11 protein-coding genes and 1 tRNA gene are annotated in these 12562 nt (G+C 58.6%); 5 read left to right on the forward strand and 7 right to left on the reverse strand.

Annotation, left to right across the window (positions count from 1 at the left end; genetic code table 11):
- Positions 1–62 precede the first annotated feature (62 nt).
- From AB5Y84_RS13180 to AB5Y84_RS13190, 3 genes are read right to left on the reverse strand one after another with little or no spacing between them, the layout of a single operon-like run.
- Positions 63–455, reverse strand: coding sequence for a DoxX family protein (locus AB5Y84_RS13180; protein WP_005342720.1), 393 nt, complete (start codon positions 453–455; stop codon positions 63–65).
- 39 nt (positions 456–494) lie between these two features.
- A complete protein-coding gene (locus AB5Y84_RS13185; protein ID WP_368177121.1) occupies positions 495–1181 on the reverse strand; it encodes a pirin family protein in 687 nt (228 codons plus the stop codon).
- A gap of 30 nt (positions 1182–1211) precedes the next feature.
- A complete protein-coding gene (locus AB5Y84_RS13190) occupies positions 1212–1544 on the reverse strand; it encodes a hypothetical protein (protein WP_013723379.1) in 333 nt (110 codons plus the stop codon).
- 258 nt (positions 1545–1802) lie between these two features.
- On the opposite strand from AB5Y84_RS13190, the gene AB5Y84_RS13195 reads away from it, so the two are divergent.
- Both AB5Y84_RS13195 and AB5Y84_RS13200 read left to right on the forward strand, forming a co-directional pair.
- A complete protein-coding gene (locus AB5Y84_RS13195; protein WP_368177122.1) occupies positions 1803–2717 on the forward strand; it encodes a LysR family transcriptional regulator in 915 nt (304 codons plus the stop codon).
- A 99-nt stretch (positions 2718–2816) separates the two neighbouring features.
- The gene (locus AB5Y84_RS13200; RefSeq protein WP_368177123.1) at positions 2817–3236 is read left to right on the forward strand and encodes a hypothetical protein; all 420 of its coding nucleotides are present in this window, start codon (positions 2817–2819) and stop codon (positions 3234–3236) included.
- Positions 3237–3328: 92 nt separating this feature from the next.
- Here AB5Y84_RS13200 and AB5Y84_RS13205 read toward each other — a convergent pair whose 3' ends face one another.
- Positions 3329–5323 (reverse strand): methyl-accepting chemotaxis protein, encoded by a 1995-nt coding sequence (locus AB5Y84_RS13205; protein WP_368177124.1) that lies wholly within the window; start codon positions 5321–5323, stop codon positions 3329–3331.
- Between the two features lie 192 nt (positions 5324–5515).
- Positions 5516–5866, reverse strand: coding sequence for a hypothetical protein (locus AB5Y84_RS13210; RefSeq protein WP_368177125.1), 351 nt, complete (start codon positions 5864–5866; stop codon positions 5516–5518).
- Between the two features lie 199 nt (positions 5867–6065).
- Here AB5Y84_RS13210 and AB5Y84_RS13215 point away from each other — a divergent pair, with 199 nt between their 5' ends.
- The 3 genes from AB5Y84_RS13215 to AB5Y84_RS13225 all read left to right on the forward strand — a co-directional run bounded on the left by AB5Y84_RS13215 (position 6066) and on the right by AB5Y84_RS13225 (position 9712).
- On the forward strand, positions 6066–6788 hold the full coding sequence (locus tag AB5Y84_RS13215) for a response regulator (protein WP_040068709.1): 723 nt from the start codon (positions 6066–6068) through the stop codon (positions 6786–6788).
- Between the two features lie 33 nt (positions 6789–6821).
- Positions 6822–8183: an ATP-binding protein gene (locus AB5Y84_RS13220; RefSeq protein WP_005356852.1), complete on the forward strand. Its 1362-nt coding sequence runs from the start codon at positions 6822–6824 to the stop codon at positions 8181–8183.
- 140 nt (positions 8184–8323) lie between these two features.
- The gene (locus AB5Y84_RS13225) at positions 8324–9712 is read left to right on the forward strand and encodes a transporter substrate-binding domain-containing protein (RefSeq protein WP_368177126.1); all 1389 of its coding nucleotides are present in this window, start codon (positions 8324–8326) and stop codon (positions 9710–9712) included.
- A 67-nt stretch (positions 9713–9779) separates the two neighbouring features.
- On the opposite strand, the gene AB5Y84_RS13230 is transcribed toward AB5Y84_RS13225, so the two are convergent.
- Positions 9780–11732, reverse strand: a complete 1953-nt coding sequence (locus tag AB5Y84_RS13230; protein ID WP_005336544.1) for a ligand-gated channel protein — start codon at positions 11730–11732, stop codon at positions 9780–9782.
- A gap of 584 nt (positions 11733–12316) precedes the next feature.
- Positions 12317–12393, reverse strand: a tRNA-Asp gene (locus AB5Y84_RS13235).
- Positions 12394–12562 lie beyond the last annotated feature (169 nt).

Here is a 12562-nt window from a genome sequence, read left to right on the forward strand (position 1 = left end):
CAGAAAAAAGCCGGTGCAGTTGCACCGGCCAAAAGGCTTGGAAAACTCAAACTGACTGGCTGTTACCAGTTTTTGCCGAGACGGGCATCCAGACTGAAAGCCCCTGCTCCAGCCGCCGCCAGCGCCAGGAAACCACCTGCCACTGAGACGTTCTTCATAAACATCAGCATCTGCATCTGTTCTGCAGGCTGATAGTGGAAAATAAAGGCAGCCATCAGGGTGAAACCGGCCAGCAGCACGGAGAGGCTGCGGGTAAAGAGACCCAGCACGACGGCAAGGCCACCACCCAGCTCAAGCAGGATCACCAGCGGCAACATAAAGCCCGGTACGCCCATCGCTTCCATATAGCCCTGAGTACCGGCATAGCCGCCGATCTTGCTCCAGCCCGCCATTACGAACATCAGCGCCAGCAGTACACGACCCGCCAGCAGCGCTACATCTTTCATCTTGTCCATTTCATCTTCCTCGTTTGTGTCACATCACCGCTGACTGCTTCAGGGTAGGTCAAATAACAGAGCTTGGCTGGCACTGGTCGCAACCAGCTCCCACCGGTATTCATCACGACTGAGTACCCCGTCGCCGGGTCGGGCAGCCAGACCGTTGGCGGTCAACTCCCCTGAAATCATCTGCAGGTAACCGTGTCGGCCAGCCAGTGCCCATTCGAGCGTCTCGCCCGGGGCCAGTTCCAGCCGCCATACGCGGGCCTGTTGGCGGATCCGCAGCGATCCATCCGCACCATCCGGTGACGCAACCAGCGTCATGCCCGGCCTGGACTCGATCTTCTTCTGCTGATATCCGGGTGGCGTGCCGAACTCGTTCGGCTCGATCCAGATCTGCAACAGGGAGAGAGGATCCGTCTGCGAGGGGTTGTACTCGCTGTGGCGGATCCCGCTGCCTGCGCTCATCAGCTGGAAATCCCCTGCCGGGATCTGCTCGGCATGGCCGAGGCTGTCCTTGTGCTCTATGGTGCCTTGCAGCACGCAGGTGAGGATCTCCATATTGGCGTGAGGGTGGGTGGCGAATCCGCCACCCGGCGCAACCAGATCCTGATTGATCACCCGCAGTACCGAGTGTCCCATCCACTCCGGGTCATAGTAGTGACCGAAGGAGAAACTGTGGCGCGCGTCCAGCCAGCCAAAGTTGGCCTTGCCCCGCGCCTCTGCGGCTCTCAATTGCATCATGGTCTGCTCCTCACCTATCGGGACGGTTGATTAACGCTGTTTGCCGCTACCGATGCCGAACGGAATACGGTATTCGCTGCTCTGGTCAGCCAGGCTGACGGTCAGGTTGCCCTGGGTACGGCTCGGGATCCGCACCTGCTGGGTGCCAGTCAGGTTGGCGTGGACTGATGCCAGCAGATCGCCAGACTCGTCACGCACTTCCAGCATCGGATTGGCTTTGCCATCCATTGCGGCAGTAGCGTTCCAGTTCACAAACAGCACGCCGGGCATGGCATTGAAGTCAGCCGGTACGGAAGCTTGGGCGAAACCTGTGGTCATCAGGCCTGCAACGGCCAGCATCTTGATTACGTTTTTCATGTTCATTCACTCTCTTGTTTTATATGTCATTGCCAAGGCCTTTTCGGCCAGAATCAATGCATCCATGCAAGAGGTTATTCAAATAGTGTGTTGTTCTTTCACCGACATCAGACAGACCGATTTGGTGTGTCACAGTGCGGAACTACCCGCATATTTGGCCGCTCGACGTTCCTGCCTAAGCGTTGATTGAATATTAAAGTGACATGACCTAACTTGTTAGCGAGATAAACTGGCAAACATATTCAAAAAAATTGAAGGTGAGGAATGGCCAAGGAATCGAACAAGGAGCGGGCGCTGACCCTGGAGGCAATCCGGGTGCTGGACGCCATCGACCGCCGCGGCAGCTTTGCGGCGGCGGCCGACGAGCTGGGCAAGGTACCCTCGGCATTGAGTTATACGGTGCAGAAGCTGGAAGACGAACTGGATGCCATGCTGTTTGACCGCAGTGGCCACCGCACCAAGTTCACCCCGGCGGGGCGCATGCTGCTGGAGCGCGGCCGGGTGCTGCTGGAGGCAGCCGAACATCTGGTAGGCGAGACCCGGGCATTGGCTCGTGGCTGGGAGACCGACATCACAGTCGCCGTCGATGCGCTGGTCCCGGTGCAGGCCCTCTACCCCTTGGTGGAGAAGCTGGCCGAGCAGACCGATACCCGACTGCGGCTGCGGGCCGAGGTGCTGGCGGGTAGCTGGGAGTGTCTGGAAGATGGCCGCGCCGACCTGCTTATCTCCTCCATCAACCCGGACATCATGATGACCGGCATCAAGCATCAGGTGATCAAGGACGAGGTGATGCTCTACGTCGCCCATCCCGATCACCAGCTGCATCAGGAGCCGGAGCCTCTGGCTGACGAAACCCTGCGCCGCTACCGCGCCATCGCGGTCGCCGATACCGCCCTGCGCAAGCCGGTGCTCACCTACCGCCTGCTCGACAAGCAGCCGCGCCTCACCGTCAGCACCATGACGGAGAAACGGGATGCCCTGCTGGCGGGTATCGGCGTCGGTACCATGCCGCAGAGCTGGATTGAGGAGGACATCCGGGCCGGACGACTCAAGGTGATCAGCCCCGAATATCGCCATCATATCCAGGTCGTGCTGGCCTGGCGGCGAGACACCATGGGCAAGGCCAAAAGCTGGCTGGTGCGGGAGATACCAAAAATATTTGCGGCTGGTGAAAAATGAGACACAGTTAACAGACCGCTCAATAGCTGCCTCACTTGACACCCAGCTCTTTTATTGGTTCCATAGCCGCCTCATTTGAACCAATGGAATCTGTAAAAAATGAAAAAGAGTTTGCTGGTTGCCCTCACCACCCTGCCCCTGTTTGCCAATGCTGGCCTGATGGACTCGCTGACCGACAGCGTCACCAGCAGCGTCAAGGATGCAGCTAATACCGCCGTATCCGGTGCAGTGGACAGCGCATCCAACGAAGCCATCAAGAAGGCACTGGATATCAAGGAAGGCGGCTCCAACAAGCAGGCTATTAAAGAGAAGCTGGGTGCTCCTGCCACCACCAAGACCGAATCCGGTCTGGAAGTGTGGGCTTATGATCTGGATGCCCTGAAGAAGGCCTCTCCGCTGCTGGCAGAAACCACCAAAACCCTGCTGAAAGATACAGACGCAGCCAAGAAGAACGTCGTTATCAAGTTCGAAGGTGATACCGTCAAGAAAGTAGACCTGACCGACAAGGCTCAGGGCTAAGTTCGCTCGTCCGGTGGAGTGGCTGCACGCCCGCATCGGCACAGATAGCAAGAGGGGGAGCATCAGGCTCCCCCTCTTTCATTATCGGTTTGTTACACCTTGAAGCGATGTACCAACGCCACCAGCTGGCGATTGGACTCCAGCAGGGTGGCCGAACTCTGTTCGGTATTCTGACCGTTATCCACCAGCAGATTGACCATGTCGCGGATGGTGACCATGTTGCGGTTGATCTCTTCGGTCACCCGGCTCTGCTCCTCTGCCGCAGTCGCAATCTGGGTACCCAGATCGTTTATTTGCACCACGGCATCCGCCATCTTGTCGAGCCCGCCTGTCACCTGCTCGGTATTCTCGGTCGCCGCCTGGCAGCTCTGCTTGGTGTGCTCCATGGCCACCACGGCCTCCGCCACCCCCTGCGTCAACCGGGAGAGCATGCTCCCCACCTCGGCAGTGCTATTCTGGGTTCTAGCCGCCAGTGCGCGCACCTCATCAGCAACCACGGCAAAACCACGGCCCTGCTCACCGGCCCGCGCCGCCTCGATGGCCGCGTTGAGTGCCAACAGGTTGGTCTGGGCAGCAATATCGCCGATCACGCTGAGTACACTGCTGATCTGGCGAGCATCTTCCTGCATCCCCAATACCTTGGTCGCAGCAAGATCCACTTCATCGATCAGCGCCGCCACACTGGCAGAGGCCTGACCCACAACCTGACGGGACTGAATCGCCTGACCATTGGCAGACTCGGTAAAGCTGGCGGAATCGCTCGCGTGGTGCGCCACACTGTCGGCAGTGGAGCTGAGCTCGGTCAGGGCTGTCACTATCTGATCGGTCTCGGCAGCATGCTCACCTAGAATACGTCTGGCCTGGATCGTCTGCTGGTCAAGCTGGGCCAATTCACGGGTAATCAGCTCTGTGGTCTCGGTCACCTGCAACATCATCTGCTGCAGATAGGCGATAAAACGGTTCACCGATTGGGCGATATGGTCCAGCTCATCGTGCCCCTTGACCCGGATCCGGGCAGTCAGATCAGCATCTCCGGCCGAGAGCGCATCGATGTTCTGCTTGAGGGTGTCGAGTCGACAGCCCAGCTGCTTGATGGCCATCAACATCAGCGCAAACAGCAGCACCACTAGCGGTAGCTGGATCGCTGCCAGCGTCTTGAGCACCTCCTGACTGTCGTGGGTAAGGGTGCTGGTCGGCAGCGCCGCCGCCAACAGCCAGGGGGTTCCTTCGATGAGTTGCATCAGCAATGTCTGCTCTTCACCCAAATCCTGAAAGGTAGTGCGCTGCAACGCGGCGCCATTACCTTGCCCCAGCAGGCTGGCGATGGCGCTGGCAAAGGGATAGTCCCCGTGAGATGAGAGGTTGCCCAGCACCACATCCCCGCTCAAACGACCATTCTTGCTGAGGATCTTGCCATCGGCCTCGACGATCATCACCTGACCACCGATCTCCTGCTCTTTTTTGGCGACCAGATCATTGAAGAAACCCAGCGTCACATCGATGGTGGACACCCCGTAAAGGGAACCGTCACGATAGATCCCCATGGCACAGTTGGTGCGCGGCTGTTGGCTGGCACCATCCTTGTAAGCCGCCGCCCAGACACACATGCCTTTCGCCGCCTGCTGCCCGGCTCTGTGCCAGGGCTGATCGAAATAGTTGGGCGCCTCGGCCGAGTTCCAGTAGGTATTGGGGATCAGCTTGTTGGCACCATCCCGATGAAAGAAGGTACTGAACTTGATGCGACCGACTTCCCGCTGATCCGGCATCGGCCAGATGCCGCCACCAAACACCATCGCATTGCCATATTGATCGATCAGAGCAGGGAGAACGGCATCGATTTGCTCGCTCGGCAGTTGGGCCACCAGCTGAGTGATACTGCGTGACTGGCTCTGCACCCCGTTGAGCTGATCGCGAATGTCGGTCGCAATCTCGCTGACCCGCAGCACCAGATTCTGCTCACCCGCCCGTTGCAGCTCGGGTTTGACCCATAACTGGATGCCGATTACGGTCAGCACACAGACCGCCACCATGAATCCCAGAAAAACGGCGGTATATCGCCCCTTGATTGTCCCCAGATCCCAACCCATACCCTCTCCTGTTTTCGGCCACTGCTAACTGCAGCTTGTTATATGAGCGGGCATTATCTTGCAATTCGCTCACGGCGCGTTTGCCATCGCTCACATAAGCGACAGCAAGATAAGGATTCGAGCGAAAATGGATCGATACGATCACAAAAAGGGTGGCCTCGGCCACCCTTGGGTTGATAACAGCTGGCGCTGTTACTGGTTCGCTTCGGCGAACTGCTTCATTGCTTCGGCGTGCTTGGTCATGCCGGCGGCACGCTCGTTGAGCTTCTTGATGAACTCCGCCTTCTTGGCAGGATCTTCAATGCGGTCATAACGTTGCTGCAGGTTGGCCTGGCTCTGCTCCGGGGTCATGTTCTGCATGCGGGCCATCTTGTCGTGGCGACCACCGTGGTGTTTGCCACCCATCATGCCACCACCGTCCATCGGGCAATCCACCATGGCACCGGGCTGGCCGGTGGGGGCTGCTTCACTGGCTGCATAGGCACCCAGCGGCAGGCCAAGGATCAGGGTGGCGGTCAGCAGGGTTTTGGTCAGCTTTTTCATGGTCTATCTCCTGTAGGGATGATTCTGGTTCGGCGCTCTTGCCTTGCCCTCAAGTAAACACCCTATCGGTGTCTGAACTTTGCCAGCATCGCCCTTTTTTGTAGCAGAGTGTGGCATCGTGCGGATCTGGCACACTTTGACACAAACCGCCGGGCGGATTTTCGTATACTCGTGCCAACGCCAAGCAGGGGAGGTATTCATGAACCAGGGCAACACCCACATTCTGGTGGTCGACGATCACAGCGAGATCCGCGATCTGTTGAAGCGCTTTCTGGAACAGCACGGCCTGCGAGTCAGCTGTGCCCGGGATGGCAAGGAGATGAAGCGGCTGCTGGAGGAGCGGGAGTTCGACCTGCTGGTGCTGGATCTGATGATGCCGGGTGAAGATGGCCTGACCCTCTGCCGCGAGCTGCGGGTCAAATCGAACCTGCCCATCATCATGCTGACTGCTATGGGAGAAGAGACCGACCGCATCATCGGATTGGAGATGGGGGCCGACGACTATCTGGCCAAGCCTTTCAATCCGCGCGAGCTGCTGGCGCGCATCAAGGCGGTGATGCGCCGCACCCAGGCCGACACCCAGCCCGCCGCCGAAACCCTGACCCGGGATCTGCGCTTCGATCGCTGGCTGCTCGACGTCAATCGCCGGGAGCTGGTCGATGAGGATGGGGTGGGCCTGAGCCTCTCCACCGCCGAATTCGATCTGCTCAAGGTGTTTCTCGAACGCCCGCAACGGGTGCTGAGCCGGGATCAACTGCTGGATCTGGCCCGTGGCCGCGAGGCGGTAGCCTTCGATCGCGCCATCGATACTCTGGTAAGCCGCCTGCGCCGCAAGCTGGAGCGGGATCCCAAGAATCCGGAGCTGATCAAGACCATCTGGGGTGGAGGTTATATGTTCTCGGCCGATGTGACGCAGGTTTAAGCAGTGGGTACCTTGCGACGACTGTGGGCACGGATGTGGCCCAAGGGGCTGACCGGCCAGATCATTCTGGTGGCGCTGGCAGGGTTGATCCTGATCCAGCTGCTCAGCATCCAGATCTACCGCACGGATCGGGAGGAGGCGCTCGGCTTCGTCAACAGCCGCAACGCCATGCAGCGGATCATCTCGGTGGTCAGACTGCTCTCCCTCTCTCCCCCGTCCCTCTATGACGAGATCCTCAAGGCGAGCCGCAGCGAGACCCTGCTGCTGCGCCTCTCCGACGAACCGCTGCAACCGGATAACCGCAGCCCCCGCTTCGAGCAGCTGGTGCGCTCGCGCCTCAACTACCCCCCCGGCCTCACCGTCGAGATCAGCGCCGAGCTGAAAGAGGATAACCAGCGCAGCAAGGCGTGGGAACATCACGCCCGCATGATGCGGGATCGCAAGGGGCCGCCCCCACCACGGGATATGCGGCTTTATGGCTCCATCGAACTGCCGCAGGGGGGCTGGCTGCAGTTCAGCTCGCTGGTCGACAAGGAGGCGGGCAGCTGGTCGTGGCAGACCACCCTCAACCTGATGCTGGTCGCCAGTCTGGTGATCGGACTGATGGTGCTGCTGTTTCGCCGTGCCACCCGCCCACTCAAGCAGCTGGCAGGCAATGCGGAGCGGCTCGGACGGGGCGAGGATATCGAGCCCTTGAAAGAGGAGGGGCCGACCGAGATCCGCGAATCGATTCAGGCCTTCAACCGGATGCACACCCGGCTAGACCGCTTCGTGCAGGACAGAACCCGGATGCTGGCGGCCATCTCCCACGATCTGCGCACCCCCATCACCAGCCTGCGGCTGCGCACCGAATTTCTGGCCGATGGTGAGGACAAGGAGCGCATCCAGCAGACCCTGCAACAGATGGAGCAAATGCTGGCCGCGACCCTCAGCTTTGCTCGCGAGGAGGGGCAGCAGGAAGCCACTCGCGAACTGGATCTGGTGAGTCTGCTGGTCAGCCTGTGCGATGACTATGCCGATACCGGCCAGCCGGTCACCTGTCTGGCGGAGGGCAAAGAGGTCTACGCCTGTCGGGCCAACACCCTGCGCCGGGTGCTGCAGAACCTGATCGGCAACGCCATCAAATATGCCGGCAGCGCCGAAGTGTCGCTGGAGCGACGCAAGGAGGAGCTGTTGATCCGGGTCTGCGATAATGGGCCGGGGATCGATCCGGCGCGGCTCGAGGATGTGTTCAAACCGTTCGTGCGGCTCGACGAGGCGCGCAACACCGAGTCAGGCAGCGTGGGGCTCGGGCTCTCCATTGCCCGCACTCTGGTCCATCAGCACGGCGGCGAGCTGACCCTGCTCAATCGGCCACAGGGGGGACTGGAGGCGCGGATCAGCCTGCCGCTGTAAGTAGTTACTCTATCCGCCAGCCTTGTCATGGCGCCATTTGCATCATGCAAACTTCATCATTTTGGCGCTTGTTCTTCGATCAGAAAGGCGGTGATAATCGATGACCACGGGACGGTATACGGCAACGGATTGGAGCAAGGATGGCCTCTTCCAGGACAGGAGTCATAGTCAGTATCGGGTGGGGGCTCCTGCTGCTCGCCCTTGCTCTACCTGCCTGGGCCAAAGCCCCGGAAGAGCCGATCATCATTACCAACTCCAAAGCCTGGCAGCCCTTCTCCTATATCAATGAGTCGGGCCAGCCGGATGGCCTGCTGATCGATTTGTGGCGTGAATATGCCAGGGTCACCGGCCAGAAGATCGAGTTCAGGCTGGTCGACTGGCAGGGCTCCCTCGACCTGCTCCATGAGGGGAAAGCCGACGTTCACGCCGGACTGCTCTGGTCACCGGAGCGGGACAAACTGTTCGACTATGGCCGGCCTCTCGCCCAGCTCGACTCCCAACTCTTCTTCTCGAGCGAACTGCGCGGCACCGATGTACATTACTACCTGCTCCATGAAACGGTCGGTGTGGTAGCCGGTGGCTACGAGGAGTATTACGCCAGACGCTACTTTCCCGGCACCAGACTGCAGACCTTCAATGACAATGACACCCTGCTGGCGGCAGCCTTTCGGGGCGACATAAAAGCCTTTATCGCCGATCTGCAGGTCGCCAACTTCTACATCTATACCTCGGACGATCCCACCCGCTTTATTCCGGTTCGCCACCTCTATACCGACCAGATCCGCTTTGCAGTGAAAAAGGGCGACCTTGCCCTGTTAAACCGGCTGGAAGAGGGGTTCGCCAAGCTCAAAGAGAGCGATCGGGAGCGGGTTATCCGCAAATGGATGCATGTCGAAACCGTCTACCCCATCCATCTCGGTCCCTGGCTACTGTTTGCCGGAGTGTTAATCATGGTGGCCTACATAGTGCAACTACGCCGCGCTGTTGCCAGCCGCACCACCGAGTTGAGCCGCGCCAACGCCAGACTGGAGAAACAAGCCAGTACCGACCCCCTGACCGGCCTGCTCAACCGACGGGCATTCATGCCCGCCATGGAACAACGGCTGGCAAGCGGGGAGCCCTGTGCTCTGCTGCTGTTCGATGTGGATCACTTCAAGGAGACCAATGACCGCTTTGGTCATGGCATCGGGGATCTGTTGCTGGAAAAGCTGGCCACGACTGTGACCAACCTGTTGCCCGAAGAGGCTCTGCTGGCTCGCATCGGCGGCGAGGAGTTTTGCCTGCTGCTGCCGCTGGCCACATTGGCAGAGACAGATCAATGGGCCGAGCGTATCTGCCTGGAGATCAACCGGCAGACCCTGCACACCAGCAGCGGCGAGGTGACCCTCTCCATCAGCACCGGGGCAGTCTGGGTCGCCGCAGAGAGAGAGGCTGATGCCGACCAGCTACTGCGGCAGGCTGACGCCCTCATGTATCAGGCCAAGGGACTGGGACGCAATACCTGGCGAGCCGCCCCCTATCAGGCATAGTCCCCTGACGGACACGCAATAAAAACGGCCGCCATCGGAAGATGGCGGCCGCATGACAGGTTCCCTATCAGAAGTTGTAAGTCACGCCCAGGTTGTAGCGGCGACCATCCAGCACAGTGCCATAGCTGCTGTAATCTACCGTCTTGTCGAACAGGTTGTAGACCCCGGCGGTCAGATCCAGATGCTCGTTGGCCTTGTAGACCAGGCCCATATCAAAGAAGGTGTAGGAAGGAGTCCCCTCCGCCATCTTGACCCGGCTCAGGTATTCGGAGGTCTCGCCACGGAAGTTGACCCGTGACCAGAGGCTGAGATCCTCGGTGGTTTGCCAGTCAACACTGCCGTTGAACATGTGACGGGGCATCTGGTTGAGGGCATGACCCGCCAGTGGACCACTCTTCTGCTCGGATTGGGTAAAGGTGTAGCTGGAGCTGACCGACCAATCCTCATTGATGGCCCAATCCATCATCCCCTCGACACCGCGCATGTTCGCCTTGTCGACGTTGACCCGATCACTGATGAAGTCATAGCTGTGACCATTGAGGCTACAGGCGGGATCACTCTTGCTGGTGCAGCGACGCACTTCGGAGATCTTGTTCTTGAAGTCGGTGTTGAACAGGGTAACCCCGGCGTTGAAGCCCTGATGACCGTTCCACAGCAGGCCAATCTCTTCACTCACGCTGGTCTCGGGTTTGAGGTCCGGGTTGCCGACCAGCATGCCATCCAGGCTGCCACCACCGGTGACCTGACCCCAGTTGGCCGCCGACATCCGCAAGTCAGGAGAGCGGTAACCGGTCGATACGCCTCCTTTCAGGGTCCAACTGTCATCCAGATGCCAAACTCCGTAGAGGCGCGGGCTCCAGTGAGAGCCGTAATTCTGATCCCGATCCATGCGGGCGCCACCGGTCAGGGCAAAGCTGTCAGTGAGTGACCACTCATCCTCGACAAACATCGCCCAGCTCCAGCGGGTCAGCTGCTCGGCAGGGTTGGCCACTTTCAGGGTATTGCCCTGATCGTGCAGATCCTCATAGCGATACTGACCACCGACACTCAGGTAGTGATCACCCAGAATAAACTGGGTATGGGTATCGGCGATGGTGTTGGTAAGCTCCATCTTGCGGCCGGGGTTGGTGTTGGTCTCCTGCTGCAGATAGCTGCTGGAAGAGCCGAAATCATACTGACCATCATGGGTCAACGCATAGTTGGTGCGCTCGTATCGGTTAAGGCTATCTTTCGCCTTGGCAGCCAGCGAATTGCCGGCCGTGCGATCCCGATCCTGCAGACTGCGACTGGCTTCCAGATCGAAGCGGTTATGGTCATCAGGCTTGAAGCTGAGCACCGCCGTGCCACTGCGAGTCTCCTGCTCGGCAAAACCCTGGATAAATTTGTCTTCACCACGATGGGCGAGCTGACCATTGAAACGCAGGCCCAACACGCCATCGATCAGTGAACCTGCGGTATAGGCATCGGTCTGGAAGCTGTTGCCGGCATCCTTGTTCTCCTGGAAGGTTGAATCAGCATGAACCGAGCCCTGCCAGGCCAGGCCGGTGGTCTTGCGGGTAATCACGTTAATCACGCCCCCCATGGCATCGGAACCATAACGGGATGACATGGGGCCACGGACGACCTCAATGCGCTCAATCGCCTGCAGTGGTGGCAACCAGCCCTGCTCGATACCCGGACCATCGCTGTTCGGGCGAGTGCCACGGCTATCCACCTTCTTGCCATCAACAAGCATCAGAGTGTATTTCGACCCCATACCGCGAATGCTGATATCACTGCTGCTGCCACCGCCAGTCACCACAACACCGGGCACATCCTTCAGGGCATCGGTCACATCGCGATATGCCCGCTTTTCCAGCTGCTCACGGGTAATCACGGAGATGGAGGCGGCAGAGTCTTCAATCTTCTGCTGGAAGCCAGAAGCGGTGACGACCATCACCTCTTGTTCGGCAGCATAGGCCTGGGTCGCAAGAAGGGAGCAGATCAGCAAGGCAAGCTTGTTCGGTTTCACTGTTGTCATGTTTTAGCCTGAACATTTTAGTAGGAAGGTGACGTATTCCCTTACTTCACTCATTACAACGCCCTAGCATCCGGCCAGGCGCAGCATTAGAAAAGGCTCATTTGAAAAGCACTTTATTAATCAACCCGCATTGTAACGACCCCGCCACGATCATTCAAACAATAATCATTATCATTTGATTTGTATGGTATTCCTGCAGCAGAATCGCTCATTCTTGATAAGAGACTGTTTTAATGGAATAAATCCATAAGCAAAAAAGGGGATTACACAAACAAGTGGAAGCGATGACGTACCGTTGCAATATGGCCTGATTTAATCCTCAAGCTCTATCAGCTCGCAGCGGAACAATATGGCCAAGATGGGATGTGCTGTGATACAGAGGCGGAAATAGTAGCAAGAACGCCAATAGGGGAAGGTATTGCCATCGTGGCGGTATATCGGCAGCTCACCAGCAGGCTAAAAACATCAAAGCCCGGCCGTGAGAGCGAGCTTTGTGTTAGTTCCTGTGCGCAAATCTGTGGGCCACTGGGCAAAAACCGCCCATAGCAAAAAGGCCTTCCCATCTGGGAAGGCCTTCAAATTAGTGGCGGAGCGGACGGGACTCGAACCCGCGACCCCCGGCGTGACAGGCCGGTATTCTAACCGACTGAACTACCGCTCCGCATTCGGTTAGCTTGCGCTAAATTGTCTGCTGCTTCTTATGAGGTGTCATCCTCGCAGCCAGTGACGTGATTCTTCACATCGCTGTTTAATTGGGTGCCTGGCAGTGTCCTACTCTCGCATGGCGAATGCCACACTACCATCGGCGCTACCGCGTTTCACTTCTGAGT

Source organism: Aeromonas sp. s11 (genome assembly GCF_040907945.1).
GTDB lineage: Bacteria > Pseudomonadota > Gammaproteobacteria > Enterobacterales > Aeromonadaceae > Aeromonas > Aeromonas veronii.

Excerpts from the sequence above, each read along its gene's own strand:
- AB5Y84_RS13180 (WP_005342720.1), bottom strand. The coding sequence starts at position 455 with ATGGACAAGATGAAAGATGTAGCGCTGCTGGCGGGTCGTGTACTGCTG.
- AB5Y84_RS13185 (WP_368177121.1), bottom strand. The coding sequence starts at position 1,181 with ATGATGCAATTGAGAGCCGCAGAGGCGCGGGGCAAGGCCAACTTTGGC.
- AB5Y84_RS13190 (WP_013723379.1), bottom strand. The coding sequence starts at position 1,544 with ATGAACATGAAAAACGTAATCAAGATGCTGGCCGTTGCAGGCCTGATG.
- AB5Y84_RS13195 (WP_368177122.1), top strand. The coding sequence starts at position 1,803 with ATGGCCAAGGAATCGAACAAGGAGCGGGCGCTGACCCTGGAGGCAATC.
- AB5Y84_RS13200 (WP_368177123.1), top strand. The coding sequence starts at position 2,817 with ATGAAAAAGAGTTTGCTGGTTGCCCTCACCACCCTGCCCCTGTTTGCC.
- AB5Y84_RS13205 (WP_368177124.1), bottom strand. The coding sequence starts at position 5,323 with ATGGGTTGGGATCTGGGGACAATCAAGGGGCGATATACCGCCGTTTTT.
- AB5Y84_RS13210 (WP_368177125.1), bottom strand. The coding sequence starts at position 5,866 with ATGAAAAAGCTGACCAAAACCCTGCTGACCGCCACCCTGATCCTTGGC.
- AB5Y84_RS13215 (WP_040068709.1), top strand. The coding sequence starts at position 6,066 with ATGAACCAGGGCAACACCCACATTCTGGTGGTCGACGATCACAGCGAG.
- AB5Y84_RS13220 (WP_005356852.1), top strand. The coding sequence starts at position 6,822 with ATGTGGCCCAAGGGGCTGACCGGCCAGATCATTCTGGTGGCGCTGGCA.
- AB5Y84_RS13225 (WP_368177126.1), top strand. The coding sequence starts at position 8,324 with ATGGCCTCTTCCAGGACAGGAGTCATAGTCAGTATCGGGTGGGGGCTC.
- AB5Y84_RS13230 (WP_005336544.1), bottom strand. The coding sequence starts at position 11,732 with ATGACAACAGTGAAACCGAACAAGCTTGCCTTGCTGATCTGCTCCCTT.